The 23,278-nt window shown below is 68.8% G+C and carries 14 protein-coding genes; 5 read left to right on the top strand and 9 right to left on the bottom strand.

What is annotated here, in order from left to right; all coding sequences use genetic code 11:
• Positions 1 to 84 precede the first annotated feature (84 nt).
• Together ACWEH3_RS21900 and ACWEH3_RS21895 are read left to right on the top strand one after the other, a co-directional pair.
• The gene (locus ACWEH3_RS21900) at positions 85 to 1,095 is read left to right on the top strand and encodes an alpha/beta hydrolase (protein ID WP_450014891.1); all 1,011 of its coding nucleotides are present in this window, start codon (positions 85 to 87) and stop codon (positions 1,093 to 1,095) included.
• Entirely contained in the window at positions 1,092 to 2,510 is a 1,419-nt protein-coding gene (locus ACWEH3_RS21895; protein ID WP_450014890.1) for an MFS transporter, read from the top strand. Before ACWEH3_RS21900 ends, ACWEH3_RS21895 begins: the two co-directional genes overlap by 4 nt.
• A 228-nt stretch (positions 2,511 to 2,738) precedes the next feature.
• Here ACWEH3_RS21895 and ACWEH3_RS21890 read toward each other — a convergent pair whose 3' ends face one another.
• On the bottom strand, positions 2,739 to 4,937 hold the full coding sequence (locus tag ACWEH3_RS21890) for an MMPL family transporter (RefSeq protein WP_450014889.1): 2,199 nt from the start codon (positions 4,935 to 4,937) through the stop codon (positions 2,739 to 2,741).
• 265 nt (positions 4,938 to 5,202) lie between these two features.
• Here ACWEH3_RS21890 and ACWEH3_RS21885 point away from each other — a divergent pair, with 265 nt between their 5' ends.
• Genes ACWEH3_RS21885 through ACWEH3_RS21875 form a run of 3 tightly spaced genes read left to right on the top strand, consistent with a single transcriptional unit; the run spans position 5,203 to position 13,726 of the window.
• Positions 5,203 to 11,607 (top strand): type I polyketide synthase, encoded by a 6,405-nt coding sequence (locus tag ACWEH3_RS21885; RefSeq protein WP_450014888.1) that lies wholly within the window; start codon positions 5,203 to 5,205, stop codon positions 11,605 to 11,607.
• Positions 11,608 to 11,635: 28 nt separating this feature from the next.
• Positions 11,636 to 13,033 carry a condensation domain-containing protein gene (locus ACWEH3_RS21880; RefSeq protein ID WP_450014887.1) on the top strand — a complete coding sequence of 466 codons (1,398 nt, stop codon included), beginning with the start codon at positions 11,636 to 11,638 and terminating at the stop codon, positions 13,031 to 13,033.
• A 9-nt stretch (positions 13,034 to 13,042) separates the two neighbouring features.
• Positions 13,043 to 13,726, top strand: coding sequence for a hypothetical protein (locus ACWEH3_RS21875; protein WP_450014886.1), 684 nt, complete (start codon positions 13,043 to 13,045; stop codon positions 13,724 to 13,726).
• Positions 13,727 to 13,741: 15 nt separating this feature from the next.
• Here ACWEH3_RS21875 and ACWEH3_RS21870 read toward each other — a convergent pair whose 3' ends face one another.
• The 8 genes from ACWEH3_RS21870 to folE all read right to left on the bottom strand — a co-directional run bounded on the left by ACWEH3_RS21870 (position 13,742) and on the right by folE (position 23,191).
• On the bottom strand, positions 13,742 to 15,850 hold the full coding sequence (locus ACWEH3_RS21870; protein ID WP_450014885.1) for an MMPL family transporter: 2,109 nt from the start codon (positions 15,848 to 15,850) through the stop codon (positions 13,742 to 13,744).
• Entirely contained in the window at positions 15,847 to 17,046 is a 1,200-nt protein-coding gene (locus tag ACWEH3_RS21865) for a peptide synthetase (protein ID WP_450014884.1), read from the bottom strand. The genes ACWEH3_RS21870 and ACWEH3_RS21865 overlap by 4 nt, the downstream gene beginning before the upstream one ends.
• Before the next feature lie 26 nt (positions 17,047 to 17,072).
• Complete coding sequence (locus tag ACWEH3_RS21860; protein ID WP_450014883.1) at positions 17,073 to 18,119, bottom strand: NAD-dependent epimerase/dehydratase family protein; 1,047 nt, start codon at positions 18,117 to 18,119, stop codon at positions 17,073 to 17,075.
• Positions 18,116 to 18,397 carry a hypothetical protein gene (locus tag ACWEH3_RS21855; RefSeq protein ID WP_450014882.1) on the bottom strand — a complete coding sequence of 94 codons (282 nt, stop codon included), beginning with the start codon at positions 18,395 to 18,397 and terminating at the stop codon, positions 18,116 to 18,118. The genes ACWEH3_RS21860 and ACWEH3_RS21855 overlap by 4 nt, the downstream gene beginning before the upstream one ends.
• 2 nt (positions 18,398 to 18,399) lie before the next feature.
• A complete protein-coding gene (locus tag ACWEH3_RS21850; RefSeq protein WP_450014881.1) occupies positions 18,400 to 20,073 on the bottom strand; it encodes a fatty acid CoA ligase family protein in 1,674 nt (557 codons plus the stop codon).
• On the bottom strand, positions 20,070 to 20,984 hold the full coding sequence (locus ACWEH3_RS21845) for a hypothetical protein (RefSeq protein WP_450014880.1): 915 nt from the start codon (positions 20,982 to 20,984) through the stop codon (positions 20,070 to 20,072). Before ACWEH3_RS21845 ends, ACWEH3_RS21850 begins: the two co-directional genes overlap by 4 nt.
• A gap of 8 nt (positions 20,985 to 20,992) precedes the next feature.
• Positions 20,993 to 22,045, bottom strand: coding sequence for a 3-oxoacyl-ACP synthase III family protein (locus tag ACWEH3_RS21840; RefSeq protein ID WP_450014987.1), 1,053 nt, complete (start codon positions 22,043 to 22,045; stop codon positions 20,993 to 20,995).
• Between the two features lie 549 nt (positions 22,046 to 22,594).
• A complete protein-coding gene (gene folE, locus ACWEH3_RS21835; protein WP_450014879.1) occupies positions 22,595 to 23,191 on the bottom strand; it encodes a GTP cyclohydrolase I FolE in 597 nt (198 codons plus the stop codon).
• Positions 23,192 to 23,278 lie beyond the last annotated feature (87 nt).

The following is a 23,278-nucleotide window of genomic DNA, read 5'->3' as shown; positions in this document are numbered from 1 at the left end:
GGATCACTCGAAAATCCGGCGGGTGGGCCGCCCGATGTTATTGACTGCGAATTCGAGCCCTCCTACCCGGGGCCAGGAGTCGACATGCCCGGATATTCGCATCGAACAGGCGCGGTACTCGCCGCGGTCCTGATTTTCACCTGCGTGATGATCGGCGCACAGCCGTTGGTCCGCGCCGATCCATCGCGACCCGTCGCGGCGGACGGCTCGCGAATAGTGGAAACCCGGTTCGAATCCGACCGGCAATCCGAACTCGAGGTGTACTCGGCGGCGATGAACAGCGCTACGCGAATTCGGGTGCTGCGCGCGGCCGATCCGGACACACCGGCGCCGACCTTCTATCTCCTCAACGGCGCCAACGGTGGTTCGGAGGGGAATTGGCTCGACGGCACCGATCTGGTCGATTTCTTTCGCGACAAGCAGGTGAACGTCGTGATCCCGTTCGGCGGTGCGGGAAGCTACTTCACCGACTGGCGCAGCGACGACCCGGTGCTCGGCAGGCAGCGCTGGTCGACCTTCCTCACCGAAGAGCTGCCACCGCTCATCGACGCCACCTTCAACGGCGCCGGGACGAACGCCATCGCGGGCATCTCGATGGCGGGCACCTCGGTGTTCCAGTTGGCCATGGCCGCACCGGGTCTGTACAAGGCCATCGGTTCCTACAGCGGCTGCGTGCGCACCAGCGACCCCGCGGGGCAGGCGGTGGTTCAGGCGGTCGTCACGCAGCAGCGTGGCACCGTCGTCAACATGTGGGGGCCGCCGACCGATCCCGCATGGCGCGCCAACGATCCGTACCTGCACGCGGACCGGCTGCGCGGCACCGCCATCTACGTTGCCACTGGTACCGGGCTGCCCGGCCCGAAGGACAACTTCGAGGGCGCGCACGGCGACTTCGCGCACCTGCTCTACCAGCTGGTATTCGGGGCACCGTTGGAGGCGGTGGCGAACCTGTGCACGCACCAGTTGCAGGACCGGTTGCGTCAGCTGGGCGTCGCTGCGACCTTCGATTTCCGGCCGAACGGCACCCACTCCTGGGCTTACTGGCACCAGGACCTGCGCAATTCGTGGCCCATGATCGAAGCGGCGATCCGATGACCCGCAAAGAGGCCGCGGTGGCGCTCGGATCGTTCGGGGCGTGCCTGATCTCGGTCTTCATGCAGATGATCGATGTGACGATCGTCAACACCGCCCTCCCGGTCGTCACCGCGGAGCTGCGGGCGTCGCGGTCCGAGCAGTTGTGGGTGGTGGCCGGGTACTCGCTGGCGTTCGCCTGCGTGCTGCTCACCGCCGCACGCGTCGGTGCGATCGTCGGCCGCCGCCGGATGTTCCTGTGGTCGACGGTGGCCTTCACGCTGGCCTCGGTGTGGTGCGGGGTGTCCACCACCGCGATGGAACTGGTGCTCTCCCGGATCGCGCAGGGCGTGGCGGGCGCGGGGATGGCGGCGCAGACCATCGCCATCATCACCGCGAGTTTCCGCCGTGAGCATCATCAGTACGCCTTCGCCGCGTACGGCGCGACAGCGGGTTTCGCGGGAATGCTCGGCCCGATCCTGGGCGGCGCGCTGATCACCCTGGATCCGTTCGGGCTCGGCTGGCACGCGATCTTCCTCATGAATCTGCCGTTGGGCGTGGCGGCGATCGCGCTGGCCGCGGGCTACCTGCGATCGGGCCCGGCGCGGGATTCGGAGCCATTGGATCTGCGCGGGGCCATGGTGGCCACCGCGGCGCTGTTCGGGCTGCTGTTCGCGCTGTCGGACAGTCAACAGGCGGGCTGGCGCCCGCTGCACGGGGTGTACCTCGCGGCCGCGGTGGTGCTCGGCGCGGTGTTCGTGGCACACGAGCACGCGACGCGCCGCCGAGGCGGCCGGGCGCTGGTGCGGCTGGACCTCTTCGCCGACCGGGGTTTCGCGGTCGGATCGGCACTGGTGGCGATCTTCTTCGGCCTGTTCACCGCGTTCGTGTTCACCGTATCGATCCTGTTGCAGGACGTGCTGCGGTTCTCCGCGCTGCGTACCGGGATCGCCATGACGCCGTTCGCCCTCGGTGCGGGCGCGGGTGCGCTGCTGTCACCGATCCTGATGCGCCGCTGGGGGACTCGAGCGCTGGCCGGCGGTATCGCCGTTTTCGGCGGCTGTGTCGCGGTAGGAGTGGGATACCTGTACGTAGGAGATGGCGCCGTGAACCTTCCGCTGGTGCTAGGGCCTACGTTTGTCGCGGGCTTCGGCGTCGGGGTCTTCGGTGTGCCGCTGCAACCGCTGATGCTGGCGGAATTGGACGAGCAGGCCATGGGCGAGGCGTCAGGCGTGCTGCCCACCATCGAGCAGATCGGCAATTCGGTCGGACTGGCGGTGCTCAGCGCGCTGTTCTTCCGCGCGCACACGCTGCCGGGCAGCATGATCATGCTCTCGGCCATCGCCGTCGCGGCTGTCGGCCTGGCCGCACTGGCACTGGCGCTGCCGAACCGGGCGCGTGCGGCCACGAGTCCGTTCAGTTGGTCGATCGCGGGCTGACCGCGACGACTCGGCGAGACTCGCCCCAGGTGGCGACAGCTGTAGGTGTTCCCGTTCGCCGGCTTCGCGCTCATCGTCTCCTCCACGACGACTCGGTTCTCGAATATCGCGGACGTCGTGCTGGCGAGAAACGGACAAGGTCATCCGCAGTGCGGCTACTCACCTCACCGCACAGCCGTTTCCGGTGTCGGCCGCGCTCCACGCCGGGGGCGCCCGGCCGTTCGAGGACTACGGGTGTTCGGCGCCGTGGACGGATTCGGTGCGTGGCTCCTCCGGTTCCGGAGACGTTCGGTGCGGCCCGCCGTGCCGCAGCCAGGACGGAGCCCACCAGCAGGCGTCGCCGAGCAGGCGCATGGTCGCGGGCACCAGCAGCATCCGCAGGATCGTCGCGTCGATGAACAGCGCCGCGACCATGCCGTAGGCGATGTACTGCATCATGACCAGATCCGACAGCGCGAAGGCTCCCGTCACCACCAACAGGATCAGGGCGGCGGCGGTGACGATCCAGCCGGTGCGTGCGATGCCCGCGCGCACCGCCTCGGTGGTCGTCGCGCCCGCGGCCCGCGCCTCCACGATGCGGGCGAGCAGGAATACCTCGTAGTCCGTCGACAGCCCGTAGATCACGGCGACGATCAGCACCAGTACCAGCGCCATGATCGGCTGCGGGGTGAACTCCAGCAGCCGCGCGCCGTGGCCCTGAACGAAGATCCAGGTCAGGATGCCGAGCGTGGAGCCGAGCCCGAGCAGATTCAGCAGCGCGGCCTTGAGCGGCAGCACCAGGGAGCCGAAGGCCAGCACCATCAGCACGGTGGTGACCAGGAAGACGAGCGCGATCATCAGCGGCATCCGGCGCAGCAGCGCGTCGACGCTGTCGCGCTGCATCGCCGGCTGCCCGCCGACCAGCACCGTCGTTCCCTTCGGTACGGGCATGGAACGCAGATAGTCGATGGTCGCGTTCGCGTCGTGCGCGTCGCGCAGCACGGTCGAGGTGGTGAAGACGCTCGGATGCGCCGGTCCCTGCACCGCGCGCGGGAACGGCGCGACGATGCCGGGGGCCCGTCCGGCCTGCGCGACCACCGCGTCGATATCGGCTGTGTTGTGGGTGATCAGCACCAGATCGATCGGATTGATCTGCCGCAGCGGAAAGACCTGATCGAAGTGCTCTTGCGCCGCGCGGGCCGGATGACGCGGCGGCAGGAAGCGCTCGGAGATGCCGCCGAAGGCCACGTCGCGCACCGGGGCGATGAGCAGCACCAGGACGGCCACCACGGGAACCGCGACGGCCAGTGGCCTTTTCATCACCCATCCGGCGACGCGGCCCCACGGATTGTCCGCCTCTCGATCGCCGGCGCGGCGCGCGTGGAACCGATTGAAACCCAACCAGTCCACGCGGGGGCCCAGCACGGCCAGCATGGCGGGCAGCAACGTGATCGAGATCAGCGCCGCCAGCGTCACCGTCACCATCCCGCCGAGGGCGAACGAGCGCAGAAAACCCTGCGGGAACAGCAGAATGGCGCCCGCGGCGACGACCACGATGGTCGCGGAGAACACCACGGTGCGTCCGGCGGTCGCGACCGTGCGCCGCACGGCCTCGGGTACCTCGCGGCCGTCGGCCAGCTCTTCGCGGAACCGGCTCACGATGAACAGACCGTAGTCGATGGCCAAGCCGAGGCCGACCATCGAGACCACCGGCGAGACGAAGGAGTTCACTTCGATGACGGTGGTCATGGCCCGAATGACCCCCCACGCCCCCAGCACGGTCAGCCCGCCGACAATGAGCGGCAGCGCGGCCGCCACGACGCCGCCGAACAGGAAGAACAGCAGCACCGCCACGGCGGGAACGGCGAACAGCTCCATGCGACGCTGATCGTGGGCCATGGTGTCGTTGAGGGCCGCCGCGACGGGTTGCCCGCCCGCGACCTCCATATCGATGCCAGGTATCCGGAACTGGTCGGCGACCTTTCGGTAGTTGCGCATGATCTCCGTGTCGTCGCTGCCGCGAATGGCGACGGAGGCGAAGGCGTAGTCGCGGTCCTCGGAGCCGAAGATGTCCGGTAGGTGCAGCCCGGTGTCGGTGGGCCAGTAGGTGGCGTTGATCTTGCCGATCCGGTCCGGAAAGCGTTGCGGCAGGCTGTTCAAATGACCCACGACCGTCGCGGCGAAGGCCGGGTCATCGATCGTCTTGCCCGACGGGGCGCGATACAACAAGAGCACATCGGCGATGTGGTCGTGGCCGAACGCCTCGGCTTCGAGCCGGGCCGCCCGCGCGGATTCCGAGGCCGGATCGTTCCACCCGCTGACGCTGAGGTGCTCGTCCAGCCCGAGACCGTAGGCGCCGAGCGCGAGCAGTGCGGCGACGACGAATCCGATGACGGTGAACCGCCGCCGGACGAGCGCATCGGTCCAGTGCGTGAACTCGGCGAACAATGCCGCCTCCTAACCGATGACATCATATTTCGGCGCGGCCCGGGGACAGTTGAAACCTAGCGATACCAAGGCATTTCACCGGCGGACGATCCGGAATTTCGAGATGCCACAACATGGTTCGCAAGCGGATTGTGAAGTCTCCCTGAGCCCACGACGGCCGGTGTGGTGGCCGTTACGCTGGGCCGGACGCCAAGTGTGCACAGGCTGATTTGTGAATCGCCGAAAAAGAATGGCGATCGAACTGGATCCGACCCGGAGGATGTGCATGTCGGATATTGCAATTGTCGGCATCGGCTGCAGGTTTGCGGGGGGCATCGACTCGCCCGAAACCTTTTGGGAATTCGTCCTGGACAAACGGGACGGTGTGGTCGAAATGCCGGCCGATCGCTGGGATTACCGCCGCTACTACGATCCGGAACCGCGTACGCCGGGGCGCAGCTACACCAAGCGCGCGGCGTTCATGACGATCGATCCGTGGGAATTCGACCCGGACTTCTTCGGCATCTCCCCTCGCGAGGCGACCGTGCTCGATCCGCAACAGCGGCTGATGCTCGAGGTGACCTGGGAGGCGCTCGACGACGCCGGGATCGCGCGACGCGCGGCGGGCGGCTCGATCGGCGTCTACGTCGGCGGGTTCGTGGTGGACCAGTCGGTGATCGGCGTGGTCGGCCCGGCTCTGTTCCACACCGACATGCACACCCCCGCGAGTGCGTCCTACACCATGCTGTCCAACCGGATCGCATACGCGCTCAACCTCGTCGGACCCGCGCTCACCGTCGATACCGCGTGCTCGTCGTCGCTGGTCGCGTTTCATCTCGCCTGTCAGGCGCTGGAGAACGGCGACTGCGAGGTGGCACTCGCGGGCGGTGTGAACGTGATGCTGCAACCGGAGACCTTCGTCCTGATGTGCAAGGGCGGTTTCCTGGCCGCGGACGGCCGCTGCAAGTCCTTCGACGCCTCGGCCGACGGTTACGGGCGGGGCGAGGGCGCGGGCATGGTGGCGCTGAAGAAGCTCGACGCCGCGGTCCGCGACGGCGACCGGATCTACGCGGTGGTGAAGGCGACCGGTTCGAATCAGGACGGCCGCACCACCGCGATCACCGTGCCCAGCGCCGAATCCCAAGAGGCACTGGCTCGTTCGGTGTGCCGCCGCGCAGGCCTAGCGCCGGAGACGATCACCTACGTCGAGGCGCACGGCACCGGCACGCTGGTCGGCGATCCGGTCGAGTTGCGCGCGCTCGGCCGGGTGTTCGGCGCGCCCGCGGGCCGCACGCGCTCACTGGGCGTCGGCTCCGTGAAGTCGACACTCGGGCACACCGAGGCCGCGGCCGGTATCGCGAGCGTGATCAAGGCGGCACTGGCGATCCGGCATCGCACCATCCCGCCGCAGGGCTGGCTGGACCAACCCAATCCGGACATCCCGTTCGACGAGTTGGGATTGCACATCCAACTCGAGGCGGAGTCGCTGCCCGCCGACGCCGAGCCGATGACGGTGGCGGTCAACGGTTTCGGCTACGGCGGCACCAATGCCCACACCATCTTGCAGGAGTTCCGGTCGACCGCCGCTGAACCTGTCTCGCCCCCGCGGCACTTCGGCGTCCTGCCGATCTCGGCGCGCAGCACCGGCGCGGCGCGCGCGCTGGCCGGTCGATTCGGCGATCTGATCGCCGCGGGCGCCGACCCGGAACAATTGGCCGAGGCCGCCTGGACGCGCATGGCGCACCATCAGTACCGCACGGGCGTGCTCCTCGGCGACACCGCCGGCCTCGTCCGCGATCTGCGCTCGTTCGCCGCGGGCGAGGGCCGCGACGCCGCGCGGACGATCGTGGCGCGCACGGCCGAACCGGTGTTCGTTTTCTCCGGCATGGGTCCGCAGTGGTGGGGGATGGCGCGCGAATTGCTCGGCAGCCGAGGCGTTTTCGCCGACACGGCGGAGGCGGTCGACGCCGAGTTCCGTTCGATCGCGGGCTGGTCGATCATCGAGGAACTGCTGCGGCCCGAGCAGGAGTCCCGGGTCACCAGCACCGAGGTGGCGCAGCCGGCCAATTTCCTCGTGCAGGTGGCGCTGGTGCGGGAACTGGCCGAGTACGGCATCCGGCCCGCGGCCGTGGTCGGGCACAGTGTGGGTGAGGTGGCGGCGGCCTACGTGAGTGGCATGCTGTCGCTGGGCGACGCGGTGCGGGTGGCCCACCATCGGGCCCGGTTGCAGGCGACGACCGCCGGATCGGGCGGCATGCTCGCGGTCGGGATGTCGCCGGAGCGGGCTCGCGAGCTCGTCGGCGACGACCATCGGGTGGATGTCGCCGCGATCAACAGCGCGAGCTCGCTGACCTTGTCCGGTGATGTCGACCGCCTCGACAAGATCGCCGAAAAGCTCACCGAAGACGGCGTTTTCGCGCGCAGACTGCGCGTCGAGGTGCCGTACCACAGCCGGTTGATGGACCCCATCCTGGACGAACTGCGCGCGGCGCTGGCCGGGCTGACGCCGATGACGCCGATCGTGCCGCTGTACTCCTCGGTCACCGGCGAACACGTTGTCGGTCCCGACTGGGACGCGGAGTACTGGTGCGCGAACGTGCGGCAGCCGGTCCGATTCGTCGACGCGGTCGCGAAGCTGATCGGCGCGGACAGTCGGGTCTTCCTGGAGGTCGGCCCGCACCCGGTGCTCTCGGGCAACATCCGCGAAGCGCTGCTCGGCGCGGACGTCAACGGCGCGACCGTGCCGACGCTGGATCGCAAGCAGCCGGATTCGGTGAGCATCCGCCGCACCCTCATCGGCCTCTACGGCGCGGGCGTGCTCGACCTGGACGAGCTGTTCCCGGCGGAGCGCGCCACCCCGCACGTGCCGCTGCCGCGCTATCCGTGGCAACGGACCCGGCTGCACGCGTCGCTGCCGCTGTTCGAGCAGGCCCGGTTGGGCACCCCCGGCGGCTACGCCATGCTCGGCGACCCCGACGTCGAGGGCAGGCCGGACTGGCTGCTACAGGTCGGCACCGAGCTGCTGCCGTGGCTGGCCGATCATGTGGTCAACGGCGTCAAGATCATGCCGGGCGCGGCGTACCTGGATGCGGCCTTGAGCGCGACGGCCGCCCGTCTGGGCGTGGAACGCGTCGCGCTGGAACAGGTTCGGTTCGTGGCCCCGCTGATCATGGGCGCGCCCGACGTGCCGCTGGTGGCGCTCACCGTCGAGGAGACCAGCGGCCGGTTCATGATCCGTTCGCGCTCGGCGACCGGGACGGCCTGGACGGTGCACGCGTTCGGCCGCACGCTGACCGGTAGCCACAAGCCGACCAAGGTCACGGTGCCCACCCTGGACGTCGGTCTCGACATCGACCCGCAGATGTTCTACAGCGGTCTGGCCGCGGCGGGACTGCAGTACGGTCCGGCCTTCCGCCGCGTCACCTCCGTGCGCGTCGGCGCGGACGCGGTGGTGGCCACCGTCGACGGCGCCATCGCCACGGATTCCGGACATCTCGCCCACCCCGCCGTGGTCGATGCCGCGATGCAGTCCGCGGCCCTGCTGTTCGCCGACGCCAGGATCGACGAGGGCACGCTGGTTCCGGTCGGTGTCGCGGCGGTGCGGCTGGTCGCGCCGCTGCCCGAGCGGATCACCGTGGTCGCGCGGCGCGATCCCCGGGCCCGGCTGCGCGCCGAGGTGGATCTGCTCGACGACGAAGGCAGCCTCGTGATGCGGTTGAGCGGCCTGCAGATCGGTGCGCTGGCGCCGGGCCAGGATCCGCTGCACCGGATGGTCGACTTCTACTACGCCGAGACGCTCGAACCGCGCGATGCCCTCGATCCCGCTGCGCTGCCGCGGGATTCGGTGTCCACGGTGATCGTCGCGCTGGGCGGCGACTGCCGCAGGGCGGGGCAGCTGGCCGCCGCGATCCCGGGCTCCCGGCTCTACGTGGCGGGCGTGGCGGGCCGTGAACTCGCGGCCGATCTGGCCGCGACACTGGCCGCCGCCAAGGCAGAGGGCGCCGACCGGCTGCACGTCTGCGTGGTCGCGGGCGCCGTCGAGGACGATGTTGCCGATCTGTGGATACTGGAGCGGATCGCGGTCGCTCTCGACGAGTTCGTCCACCCGGAGGCCGCCGAACAGGGGCCCCAGAGCGTCTTCGGTGACGGGTGGTGTCATGCCACGCTGGTGACCGAGGGCGCGTTCGCGCTGCCCGACAGCCCGATCCCGCCGAACTCGAATCATGCCGCGCTGGCCGGTGCGCGCCGGGTGCTGCTCAACGAGCAATCGGCGCTGCGCTGGCGGCTGATCGACGTGGAACCCGGCACCGAGATCGGCGAACTGCTCGGAGAACTGGCCGTGCCCGGCGCGTTCTGGAACGACAACCTCGACGAGGTGGTGCTGCGCGCGGGCACGCGCTGGGCCCCGCTGGTGACCAAGCCGCTGCAGGCGCGCCTGGACGCCCTCGACACCGCCGAACCCATGACCGACCCGGAAGCCAACTTCACGCTGGACTTGCCCCGGACCCGCTTGCTGTCGGCGTTGGCGTGGCGGCAGTGCCCGCGGCCCCAACCCGGACCGGGACAGGTCGAGGTGCGGATGAAGATCATCGGCCTGAACTACAAGGATCCGCTCAAGGTCATCGGTCTGCTCGGTGAGCGCGAGTTGGCGCCGACCTATTTCGGCACCGTACCCGGAATGGAGGGTGTCGGCGAGGTGGTGCGGGTCGGCGAGGAGATCACCGACCTCGCGGTGGGCGATCTGGTCGCGGTCGCCGCCAAGGGCATGATGCGGCGCTACGTCGTCGTCGACCGGCAACTGACCATCCCGCTGCCCGCCGACGCCGATCCCGCCTACTGCACCAGCACCATCGCCTTCGGCACGGCCGAGTACGCGCTGCTGGATCTGGCCCGGCTGGAACCGGGGGAGACGGTGCTGATCCACGGCGCCGCGGGCGGCGTCGGCACGGCCGCGATCCAGGTGGCCAAGGATCGCGGGGCGCGCATCATCGGCACCGCCGGTGCCGACGAGCGCCGCGCCCACGTGCTCGCCCTCGGCGCCGATCACGCGATCGACTCGCGCTCGCTCAACTTCGTCGACGACGTGCTCGAGCTGACCGGCGGCAAGGGCGTCGAGGTGGTGCTCAGCAGCGCGCCGGGTGAGATCCTGCGCCAGAACTTCAACGCCGTCGCGGAATTCGGGCGCATCGTCGAGGTCGGCAAGGCCGACATCTACACCGGCGGCCTGCTGGAGATGTCCAACTTCGACAAGAACCTGGCGTACTTCTCGATGGATCTGGACCGCCTGGTCGCCGTCGACGCGCAGCGGCTGGCTCGTTTGCTGCAGCGGGTCTACGAGAAGGTGCTCGCGGGCACCTACAAACCGTTGCCCTACCGGCTGTTCGAGACCGACGAGGTGAGCCGGGCGTTCGAGGAGACCATCCGCTCGACCGGTCTGTCCCGGATCGCGCTGCGCCTGGATTCACCCGCCCCGGCGGTGCGGCCTTACCTACCGGACCTCGAGATCCACAGCGCGGCGACCTATCTGGTCACCGGCGGGTTCGGCGGGTTCGGGATGGCCATCGGACGCTGGCTGGTATTGCGCGGGGCGCGGCGGCTGGTACTGCTCGGCCGCGGCGGCGCGAGTACGGAGGAGGCACGCCGCCAGCTCGAGGCGTGGCGCACCGTAGGCGTCGAGGTGATCGAGGAGCGGGCCGACGTCACCGATCCGGAGGCGGTCGCCGCGATCGTCGCACGCTCCCACAGCGCCGAGCACCCGCTGCGCGGAGTCTTCCACGCGGCGGGCGCGGTGGCCGACAATCGCCTGGACGCGATGCGGTTCGAGGAACTGGACAAGGTGTATCGCCCGAAGGTGCACGGTGCCCGGGTACTGCATCGAGCCGTGGCCGACGCCGGGATCGGGTTGGACATGTTCGTGCTGTGCTCATCGGGCGGCTCGATGTACGGCATCTACGGGCAGTACAACTACTGCGCGGCCAATGTGGCGGTGGAGTCGCTGGCCGAGGAGTGGTCGCGGGCCGGCGAGCGGGCGCTGTGCGTCGGCTGGGGTCACCTGTCGGGCGCGACGGGCGGCATGGCCGCCGACGAGACGGCCCTGAAGTACCTCGATCTGGTCGGCTTCGATCCGATCGACATGGCCGACGCCACCGCCTATCTCGAGCAGACACTCCGCTTGGGCGTGGCCCGCGCGGCGATCATCCCGACCGATTGGGCCAAGCTGACCGGCACCTTCCCACAGCTGACTCGCACGGGCCGCACCACCGCGCTCGCACAGGCCTCCGCCAAGGACACCTCCGAGCTGGCTCGGCTGCGCGCGGAGGTGGCCGCGATCGAAGAGGGCAAGCGCGGGGCCTTCGTCGCCCGCAAGATGGCCGAGGAACTCGCCGTCGTCATGGGCGTGCCGGTCGAGTCCATCGACATGACCGTTCCGGTGCCAGAACTCGGGCTGGATTCGCTGATGGCGGTGGAACTCGGCGCGCGGGTCACCAAGACCCTCGGTATCGATCTGATGTCACTGCAGATGGGCCGTTCGTTCAGCCTGGAGCAGGCCGGACCGAAGGTGGCGGAACTGATCTTGGCCGCGGATTCCGGTCAGGCACAGCCGATCGCGGATCCGGTCGCGCCGACCACTTCGAATGGCGCTGCGGCCGAACGCGTTCCGGTGCTGATGACGGCTGGGGCCAGGCCGTGACCGACCGCCGTCGAAACGAGGTGTTCCCGTGGTCCGTTTCGGGCTGATCGATGAGTGGGAGCCGGGGCCGGGCCGGCTGGTCGGCTGGTCGGCGTCACCGGAGTCGGTGGCGCGCGCCCGCCGGGCGCCGGTGCACCCGGCTCCGCCCTCGCACCAGCAGGAGCAGTATCTGCGGCTCGCCGATCGGCACGCCGACGCGGATTTCCGGTACTCGGGCCTGTGCCTGGTGACCGCGGAGATCCCGACCGGCGGCCTCGATCCGGCCGCGACGACGCGGGCGGTCAACGCGTTCCTGTTGCGCCACGACACCTTCCGAACCTGGTTCCGGGTCGACGCCGCCGGTGCGATCGAGCGTCACCTGGTGCCCGCGGAGGACGTCGATTTCGTGCCGGTCGACTACGGCCACGTGGACGAGGCAAGGGCGATCCGCGATCACGTCCAGAAGACGACGCCGGGGCCTTTCGACTGGGACTGCTTCACCTTCGGGGCGATCCAACGGGAGGATTCGACGACGGTCTACCTGGCCGTCGATCATCTGCACACCGACGGATTCGGCCAGTACCTATCCGGGTTCGACCTCGCGCTGCTGTATCTGCGCGAGGTGTGGGAAGACGTCGGCATGCTGCATCCCGCGGCCAGCTATCTCGACTACTGCACCGCCGAACGGGAGTACACCGGCCGGATGACGCTCGCCTCGCCCGGCGTACAGAAATGGCTGGAGCTGATCCGCGGAAACGACGGCGAACTGCCCTCCTTCCCCTTGGATCTGGGCAGGCGGACCGATGTCTACAACCGCAGCGCGCACCGCACGGTCACGCTGTTCGACGAGCACACCGCGCTACGGTTCGAGCGGGTCTGCCGCGACAACGGCGCGGAGTTCGTCGGCGGGATCTTCGCCGCGGCGGCGCTGGCCGAGCGTGAGCTCATCGACAGCGACTATTACTTCGGCATGACACCGGTCAGCACCCGCAGTTCCGCCGCCGAACGCGCGTCGGTCGGCTGGTATGTGACGTTGCTGCCGGTGGCCTTTCCGATCGCGCCGACCACCACCTTCGCCCGGGCCGCAGCCATCGCGCAGCACGCCTACGAGAACGGCCTGCGCCTGGCTCCCACCTCGTTCCAGCGCGTGGTGGAACTGCTGCCCGCCGACTCCGATCTCGACCTGGAACCGGGCTGGTCCACGCCGATGATCTCCTACGTCGACGCCCGAGAACTGCTCGGCAACGAGATGTTCGACCTGGCGTCGTGCGGGTTGTACGCCAATCGCGCAGCGTCCGAACAGGTACTGATCTGGATCAACCGGCTCGCGTCGGAGACCACGCTGAGCGTCATCTACCCGGACACCCCGGTGGCGCACGGTTCCGTCGAGCGCTACGTGGCCACGCTCGAAGCGGTGTTCGCGGCGGCGGCCGAGGACACAGTGTGAGGAGGACATGTGCGCACCGCTTTTCGTGACCCGGGGATACCCGACGGAGAGAAGTCCGTCTACACCGTCAGCGTGGCCGATCGGCCGCCGAAGCTCGATCTGATCAGCGTGGTATCGCACGACGGTGACGGTTACCGCTCGATGCTCGAGGTCGGCCTCGGACACGCGAATTTCGCGATGACCATCGAGCAGCGGTTCCAGCGCTCGGGAGATCGGTTGTCGGCCGAGCGCTATCGCGCCGAGACACGCTCGGGCACCACGGTCGTCAGCCGCGAGGAGGCCAACTTCGTCGGCACCACCCATCTTCAGTTCGGCGGCGGGATCGTGCCGTTTCCGGCCAACGTGATGCCGCTCGCCGGCGGCCTGACGCTGCTGCGCGGCCTGGACTTCGCCGAGGGTGCCGAGGAGTGCGTCGACCTGTGGCTCGCCTTCTCGGTGCACGTCCCGCTCGGTGCGAAAGTGGAGCAGCGCACCGTCGTCGACGTACCGGCCGGTCGCATCACCAGCTGGCAGGTGCGTCTGCGGCCGCGGCTCACCGGGCTGAACACGATGGTGGAAAAGGTGATCGGCGGGTTCCTGCCACCCGCGGTGGCGCACTTCGACGCGGTCGCCCCGCACCGGCTGGTCCGGATGAGTTTCCCGACCGGGCCGATGCCGTGGGATCCACGCGGCCTGCTGGAACTGGTCGCTTAGCACCGCTGGACTCCGTCAGGCCGCGGACGTGCGTTCCCGGATGCGGTCGACGGTGGCCGGGATGATGCGGCGGCGCGGTGACCACCAGTTGGCCGGGCCCATCAGCTGGACCAGCGCGGGCACCAAGAGCATGCGGACGAGGGTGGCGTCCACGACGAGTGCGATGATCATGCCAAGACCGAGGAAGCGCATCGGGGTCAGCGGGGAGAGGGTGAACGCCCCGGTGACGATGACCAGCAAGGTCGCCGCTGCGGTGATCACGCGCGCGGTCTTGACCGTGCCGACGCGCACCGACGCCGCGGTGCCGGCGCCCGCGTCGTGCGCTTCGACCATGCGCGACAGCAGGAACACCTCGTAGTCGGTGGACAGCCCGAAGACGACCGCGATGATCAGCACCAGCATGCCCGCGGTGATCGGGCCGGTGCTCACGCCGAGCGAACCGGACAGATGCCCGCCGCAAAAGATCCAGGTGAGCACGCCGAAGGTCGCGGCGAGGCTCAGGAAGGCGAGGGCGACGGCCTTGAGCGGCAGGACGATCGAGCGGAATGCGGTGAACAGCAGCACCAGCGTCGCGCCGACCATTACGAGGATCATCCACGGCATCCCGGCGACGATGGACCGCACGCTGTCCACGGTGGCCGCGGTGTCGCCGCCGACCCACAGCACGGTGCCGTCCGGCGGCGTCAGGGCACGGATGCCGCGCACCGAGGCGCTCGCCGCTTCGGTGCGATCGGTATCGCGCAGGAACGCGTGGAAGACGACGAAATCCTCGGCGCGACCCACTTGGACGACCTGCCGCACACCGTCGACCTTGCCCAGCGCCGCCGCGGTGGCATCCACCGCGGCTGCCTGCGGCGGCCCGTTCGTGCCGTGCAGCACGGCGGTGGCTCCGCTGCCCGCCGCGGGAAACTGCGCGGTGAGCTCTTCGATGGTGACGCGCATGGCGTTGTCCGGGGGCAACGCGTGGTGGTCGATGTCGCCCAGCCGCAGCCCGGCCAACGGCGCCGCGAAGACCAGCAGGACGGCGCCGACGACCACGGTCACCAGCCCCGGCCGCCGCAGCACGCGGTCGACCAGGCCGCCCCAGAACCGGTCGGTGCGATCGATCGCGCGCGCGGTGCCGAGGCGCGCGCCGAACAGGGCGAGCAGGGCGGGCAGCACGGTGAGCGAGAGTCCGGCGGCCAGCGCGACCGCGGTGATCGCGCCGATGCCCAGCGAGCGCAGCACCGCCTGCGGGAAGACGAACGTACCCGCGAACGCGCAAACCAGCAGCAGTGCCGAGAACGCGATGGTGCGTCCCGCGGTCGAGTAAGTGCGGGTGATCGCGGAGCGCACGTCGTGCCCCTCGGCGACCTCCTCGCGGAATCGGGTGACCAGGAACAGCCCGTAGTCGATGGCCATTCCGAGGCCGAGCAGGGAGGCGATGTTCACCGCGAATGTGCTCACCTCGGTGAGTTCGGCGAGCACGCGGATGGCGCCCAGCGCGCCGAGCACGGTCAGGCCGCCGACCACGACCGGGAAGGACGCGGCGACCAGACCACCGAACACCAGCACCAGGATCAGCAGCGTCAGCGGAAGCGAGAGCGCTTCCGCCCGGACCAGATCGTGCTGGGACTGCGCGTTGATCTCCGTGGAGACCGCGCTGTAGCCGGACAGATCGGCCGGAACACCCGGAACGCGAAGCAGTGGTTCGATGTCGGGGTACACGGCGACACGCTGGTTGGCGTCACCGGCGAGATAGACCACGGCGAGCGCGTGCCGTCCGTCCGCCGCGCGCAGGAACTGCTTTCGCGCGAACCCGGCGTTCCAATAGGTTTCGATCGGCCGTTGCAGCATCGCCGGATCGATCCGCGCCAGCGCCTCCTGCACCGAGGGGCCGATGTCGTCGAGCGTCTGTCCCTCCGGAGCGGTGTAGCGCACGACCACGTCGGGATTCTGCGGTCCGAAGTGCTCGCTCACGAGCTGATCCACGTGCGCGGACTCGCTGCCGGGATCGATGAACCCGGCAGCGGTGACCTTGTCCGACGCTCCGATGCCCAAGAGACCGGACAGCAGCATCACCCCGGTCACGACGGCGAGCACCATCCGTGGCCGGGCGAGGACGACCCGGGCGACGGCGGTCATGCCACGGCCGCCTCGTGCGGCGCGAGCTCGGCCTCGAGCCGCGCGGTGATCTTGTCCAGCAGCGCCTCCAGCCGGGGCTCGATGCCCGCGCCGTTGCGGCAGGAGACGGTCAGCTCCAGCTTCCCGCGCGATTCGACCATGGCGAACAGCAGCGGCATCGCGCCGCTGTGCTGCGGCAGCAACCGCATGGTGGTCGGTGTCCAGCCGGGGACGGCCAGCTCATCGAGATCGCAGCTGCCCAGGTGGGAGACGGTGGCCGACACCATGTTCCGGTTCAGCCGTGCTCCCAGCCAGTTGCTCCCGCGCAGCACCGTGCGAATGACGGCTTCCGGGAACTTCGACAGCTTGCCGTTGTCCAATTCGTTCAGTTCGCGTTTCTCCCGCAGACCGACCCGCATCCGCTCCCTGACCGCCTCCCAGTCTTCGCCTGGCGCCACGTCCAGAAACAGGGGCAGCGCTAGGTTCGCGGTGGACCGCAAGCCGGGATCGTGCCTGCGCAGATCGACCGGAATCATGAAGCGCGACTTCGTCTCCGACTCTTCGGCCAGGATCGCCGCCACGCGCGCGACGATGCCCCTGCCGGTCGCCTCGATCGTGCGGTGGCGCAGCAGCCAGCGCGGGGCCGCCGGATCCTGGCGGCCGTGTCCGGACGGCGCCTGGAATGTGGGCAGCACCAAAGTCGGTCTGCCCGCAGCGCCGACCCGCGCGACCAGTTCGGCGTCCGCGACCGGGTCGGGAGCGCCGAGCGGCCGCTGCCCCCGCAGGGCGCGCAACACGTCGTCCACCCACATGCGCATGCCCATGCCGTCCATCACGCCGTGGAAGGCGCGGAACAGCACGGTGGTCTGCGCACCCGTGAGCAGCAGCACCTCGGTGGTGCGGTCCGGCGTTGGACCGATCGGGCTGTTGAGCACCGCGTCGTGCTCCAGCGCGTCGTAGTTCAGCGACCATCCCGGCACCACGCGCACGGTGGCGGCCAAACCGCTGTCCACCCAGTCGCGGCCGTCGCGGACGAGGCGGGTGCCGGGAGCGGCCGCCGAGGCCACGTCGACGGCGGCCTGCACGGCGGCCGGGTCGAGGCTGCCTTCACCATGGACGGCGATGTGCATCACGAACGGCGGAGTCACCTGTCGCGTGGCGAAATAGAGGCGTTCGGTGGGGGTGATCTTCCTGCGGAAGACGGGGGCGTTGCTCATGCTGGTCTCCGGTAACGGGGAAGTGCTCAGCGCAGGTCGCGGGTGAGTTCGACCGCTCCGCCCTGGCTTTGCAGCCAGGTGAGAAAGGCGGCCAGCCCGCTGTCGCGGTCCACGACGGGCCGGTAGCCGAAATCGCGCGCGGCGGCGCCGGTGTCGTAGGTGGCGCTGCGGGTGAGCAGAGCGACGGCGTAGCGCGAGAGCGGAGGCGACCAGCGTGTCGCGACGGCGGGGATGCGCCAGATCGTCTCGATGACCCGCACCGCCGCGTCGATCACCTTGGGGTTGGGTTTCCTGGTCGGCGGCTGGTATCCGAGCTGGGCGGCCACCTGGCCGAGAAAGCCCCAGACGTCGGTCTTCTCCGCGTCGGCGATGAAATACGCTTTGCCGCCCACCGTGTCCGAGGCGGCTGCTCGCACACAGGCATCGACGATGTTGTCGACGTGGCACAGCGAGGCGTACACGGTGCGGCCGAACGACAAATCCGGCAACGTTCCCGCGCCGGCCCGCCCGAGCATCCGCACGATGGGACCGGACCGGTCGCCCGCACCCCAGATCGCGCGCGGGCGCAGCGCGCAGGTGCGGAATCCCTCGGTGTCGGCGGCCAGCACCGCCCGCTCGGCCGCGGCTTTGGTCTCCGAATACAGGTTCAGATAGCGCCGCGGATACGGCACCGACTCGTCGACGTCGATCTGGTCGCCGCCGTAGTAGTCCATCAGCGCACTCGGGCTGGAGATGAACACGAACCGCGCGGTCCCGCCGCGCCGAGCCGCCTCCAGCAACCGCTCGGTGGCCCGGACGTTCTCGTTCCAGAACTGTTCCCGGGTGCCGCGCTCGTCCACCCGGGCCGCGCTGTGGAACACGATGTCGACGCCGCGGGTGGCTCGCTCGAGCGACGCCGGATCGGCCAGGTCGCCGTAGACCAGCTGGATCTTGTCGAGGTCGGCGCTCAGGTCGGACAGATCGCTGGTGCGGCGCACCAGGATCGACACATGGTGCTCGCCGTCGCGCACCAATCTGCGCACCAGCGCTCCGCCCAGAAAACCGGACGCGCCGGTCACCAGAACTTTGCTCATTGCCTTTTCTCCTTGCCGGGCTGGGTCCGCCACCAGGTCAGGCCGAAGATCTGCGTCAATATCGCCGTACGGAGGCGACCGCTGCCGGATCCCTCGGCGGCGCGCAAGGCCACCGGGATCTGGGCCGCGTGCACGACGACGCTGAGGAATGCGTCGATCCACCAGACGGTGCGCAGGATCCGGCTGTCGGGGGCACGGCCGGTGATCGCGGCGAGCGCGCCGCCCGCCAGATACAGCCATCCCAGGACGGGAACCGCCCGCAGTGCGGTCGTTTTCATGATCAGGTATCCGTTCCGAGGCGCTCGGCCGCCCACCCTGTGAGCTCTTCGCGCCCGATCTTGGCGTTGTGCCGGATGTCCACCGGGAACGACGGATGGACCAGGAAGTCGGCGATCGTCCTGGTGAGGTCGAACTGCGCCCCGTGGGCCCGCAGCGCCGGCTCGATGACGGCCGGGTCGGCGCCCGGCTTCACTTCGACGCAGAGCACCGGTCGCTGCGCGCCGCGCCGACCGATCCCGACCAGCGCCGTTCGGGCCACACCCGCGACAGTGTTGAAGATCTGCTCCACCTGAACGGTGAACATCGGTCCCCGCGCCGTGACCACGCGCTGACTCTTGCGGCCGCAGAACCAGATCCGCCCCTGTTCATCGATCCACGCGAGATCGCCGGTGCGATGCCAGACCCGATCGCCGTCGACGATCTTGCCCAACGCGTTCGCCTGTTCCGGCCAGTAATACCTGGTGCTGACGTTCGGCCCGCTCACCACCAGCTCGCCGATGCCACGAGTGTCCGCCAGACCGCCCGCGAGTTCTTCGGCCCGCGCCCACGTCGGTATGGGGTCGTCGGTGATGGCGACGACGCGCGCCTGCACCTGGTAGGAGGGCCTGCCGATACAGGTTCCCGCGCCGCGGTGCGCCCGTTCGACCAAGCCGTCCAGCAGTTCCCTGGACTCGATGGTGGACATCGGCAGCGCCTCGGTGGACCCGTATCCCGCCACCACCTTCGCGTCCTCGCCCAGCACCGCGCGCAGTCCGGCGATGCACCAGTCCGGCACCGGCGCGCCACCGGAATAGATGCTCTCCAGCGACGCGAGCGGAGTCGGGTGGGCACGCAAGTATTCCAGTAGCGGGATGAGTACGGCGGGGGAGGCGAACATGGTACTCACCCCGAACCTCTCGATCGCGTCGGCCACATGCGCCGGATCGGTCGCGCCCACCTTGCTCGGGATGAGCGGCGGCAGCACGCAGCGCGAGCCGAGCAGCAGATCCAGCACACCGACCAGCGGAAGGGTGATCAAGGAGGCTTCCGGCGCCACCTCCCCGCGTGCTACATGCACCTGCTCCACCATCGCGGCCAGGTTGCCGTGTGTCAGCTGCACGGCTTTGGCCGGGCCGGTGCTGCCGGTGGTGAAAGCGATGAGCAGCAGATCGTCTGCGGTGGCCGGGCGGCCCACGGGCATCGAGCCGGTGGGCGTGCGGCCCCAGGCCCGCAGCGACTCGCCGCGCCAGAACCAGCGTCTGCCGACCGTCACCACCGTGTGGACGGTGCGGAAGCCGCGCCGGAACAACACGCGCAGCGCATGCGCCTGCGGGATGCCGATGAACGCCTCGGCATCCACGGCGCGCAAGCAGCGCAACATCTTTCGCACGCCCATGCCCGGGTCGATCACCACGGCCACCGCGCCGATCTTGAGCAGCCCGAACATGATCGCGTACAGTTCCGGGCTCGGCAGCACCAGCACGATGGTGCGCGTCCCGGTGCCGACACCCGACGCGGCGAGCCGCTGGGCGATCGTGTCCGACCACGCGTCCAGCTCGCGATAGGTCAGGTGCCGGTAGGCCGGCAGGCCATCGGGGCCGACCCCGTCCGCGTAGCGCACGGCCACCCGGGTGGGGTCGGTGCGGACGACCGCACGGAACCGATCGATGGCCTGCCAGTAGGTTCCCGTTGTCACGCAGGCGCCCCGGCGAAGACGGGCAGCCGGTAGAGCACCGCCGCCGCGGAGGGACCCGCGCCCGCCGCGATGAACAGCAGTTGGCGATGAGCGGCGAGGGCGTCGTCCGCTACCGCTTGGTCGTAGGCCGCGGTGAGCGCGGCCGTGTGCGGGTCGCCGTCGCGCAGATCCGGTGTGCGGACCGAGCTTTCGTCGATGCCGAGCGCGGCGGCCAGCTTCTTCGGGAACTCCGGGCTCGGCGTCGAGGCGATCAGCGCGATCTCGTCGAGCGAGGCGTGGTCGGACTCGGCGAGCGCCCGGCGCGCGGCGTCGACGGCCACCTCCAGCAGGCGGTCCTCGAAGCCGGGCTCGCGTTCCACCGTCATGGCGCCGCGGCCGGTGTTGCCCATGGTCGTCACGTCCACGTAGGCCTCGATCGCGGGCGTGCCCTCGCCCGCGACGGTGTGCACCCTGCCGAAGCCGGTCGGCTCGTCGGTGTGTTCGAGCAGCAGCGCCGCGCCGCAGGTGGCGTACGGGAACCGGTCGTCGCCGACGGAACGCAGCAGGGACGGATGGGTGTCGCCGGAGACGACGAGCACGTGCTCGGCGCTGCCGGTCTCCAGGACCGACGTGGCCACCTGCACCGCGTTGAGCACGCCGATCGCGCCGTTCATCAGATCGAACGAGAACGTCCTCGGGTCGTCCTTGGCGTATTCCAGGCCGATTCCGGCCGCTTTCTGGATCAGCGCCGACACCGCGGGCTCGACGGTGTTGGAATCCCGGAAGATCCCCGCGTTGATCAGCAGGCCGATCTGGTCGGGACGGATGCCTGCACGCTCGAGGCACCGCTTGGCCGCGCGGCCGCTGTGCTCCACGATGCTGTTGGTGTCGCCGCCGCGGCTGATCGCGGTGGACTTGATACGCACACTCATGACCGGCCTCAGACCTTCAGCGACGAGATGGTGGTGGACAGGAACCCGGTGACGATGCCGGAAGCCGCGGGCACCAGCAGCAACTTCGAGCCCGCTGGGATGCTCTGCTCGCTGAGCTGATCGTGCAGCACGATGAAATGCGATGTGGTGGAGGTATTTCCGTACTTCTCGATGACCCGCAGGTCCGGCGGCATCTGACTGCCGAACTCGCGCTCGGCGATCGCGTTCATCCACGGGATTGCGGTGGCGCCGAACTGATGGTGGATGACGTAGTCGAACTTCTCGTCGGCGAAGGTCTTGCCCTGTGCCTCGAGGAATTTCCGCTGGGTATTGGTGCCGAGCAGGAAGCGATCCTCGTTGTGCATCCTGCGGTTGTCGGTGTACATCGCGATGCCTTGCGTCTTGCCGCTCGGCATGCCCAGACACAACCGCGCGTATTCCGCGGCGGTCATCATTTCGATGTAGTGGATCATGTCGTTTTCATCGACCGCGCGATCCAGCACGATCGCGCATCCGGAGTCGCCGACGGACAGCGAAGCGAATTGCGGATCGTATTTCTGGGAAATCTCGGCAACTGCGGTCTCGGCGATCGGGGTAATGGCTTCACCACTGACCACGAGGCCATTGCGAACGGCGCCGGAACGGATCATCCGATCCAGGATGTACGTGCCGGTGAGCATTCCTGCGCAGGCATTGGTGATATCGAATGTGATCGCGTTCTTGGCGCCGATAAGGCGGCTTATCGAACCGGCGAACGACGGCTCCATGTACACCCTGGTCGCGTTCTTGCTCCGCGTGATCGAGGCGGAGATGATGACGTCGATCTCCTCGGGTGCATACTGTGACCTGGACAGACAGTCTTCGACAGCTTTGATGGCCAGTGTGAACGAGTCCTCGTGACTTTCCGGCCTGGTATCGCGGAACCGGCGTTCACGGACGCCGGTGATTTTCTCAAGATCGAATGAAGGCGGTTCTTTCAGCCCGGAAAGAAGCTCCTCCGTGGTGACGACTCTGGAAGGCAGATAAGCGCCGATGGATTCGAAGCGAGAATGGGGAGACACGAGCGCTCCTGAAATCGTGGGGAAATACGGTTCCGGATCGACTCTGATCGTCGGTGCAGTGAACACTACCCGACAGTAACAACGAATGGCTATATCACCTTCGAGCACTCCGTCTGAGACGGAAATCACTGCCGAAGGTATCTGTTTCGTGAGGTATCACCAACCGGTGACCGGCTGGCTATGGCGTTCGCAGTATTGCGATGTGAGCTGCCGTTTCGGCTTGTCACGGTGTTTCGCGTCGCGGGCCGTATGCGGCGGCCCGGGTGGGCGAATGCGTCGCTTTCGGAATGGCAACCGATCGGCTATTGCCGAATGGCGGCAATGTGTGAGTACTCGGGGAGACGTCTCTGTCGTCGGATGTGAGTGACTTCACTGCGAACCGTGCGTCCGGTGGGGGATCGGAGTGCTGCGGCCGGTGCACCGATATGTGCCGAACATTGCTGTGGCACAGAAGGTTTGCCCACTATTGGACGTGCCGGACGATCCGGGCGACGCCGCAGTGCGGGCGGTCGCTGCTCGGCGGGGGTTGTGACTCGACGGGGGAGATGGTCAGGGCGCTATCCCGCTGAGGGAGAGGAACTCCTGGCGAGAGCGGGGGTCGTCACGCAGTGTGCCGAGCATGGTGGAAGTGACCGTGGTCGTGCCGACCGCCTGCACGCCGCGCAGGGTCATGCAGGTGTGTTCGGCTTCGATGACGACCCCGACCCCTTTGGGGCTCAGATTCGTCGCCAGCCAGTCGGCTATCTGTTTGGTCAGTCGTTCCTGCACCTGCGGGCGGCAGGAGAAGTGCTCGACTATGCGGGCGAGCTTGGACAGGCCGAGGATGCGGTCGCCCGGTAGATAACCGACGTGGGCGACCCCGACGAACGGCAGCAGGTGGTGCTCGCATACCGACCGCAACGGGATGCGGCGGGCCAGTACGAGCTCGTCGTAGCCCTCGTCGTTGGGGAAAGTGGTCAGGTCGAACGGGCGGGGAGTGAACAGTTCGGCGTAGGCGCGAGCCATGCGGCCCGGGGTGGCCTTCAGGTGTTCGTCGTCGAGGCCGACGCCGAGCGCGGAGAGGAACTCGCCGGCCGCGCGCTCGGCGGCGGTCAGGTCGACGGTGGTGCCGGAGTCGTGGACGACTCGTAACGCGGAATGGGACATGAACGCTGGCTCCCCATGTCGAGGGCGGCTCGTGGCGCACCGCCGTGGCTGGTCCGAATGCGGTCGGCTATTTACGACAATTATTAT

The sequence above is a fragment of the Nocardia sp. NPDC004718 genome (assembly GCF_053601535.1).
The sequence above is the reverse complement of the archived record's forward strand: the minus strand, read 5'-3'. Positions and strand labels throughout refer to the sequence as shown.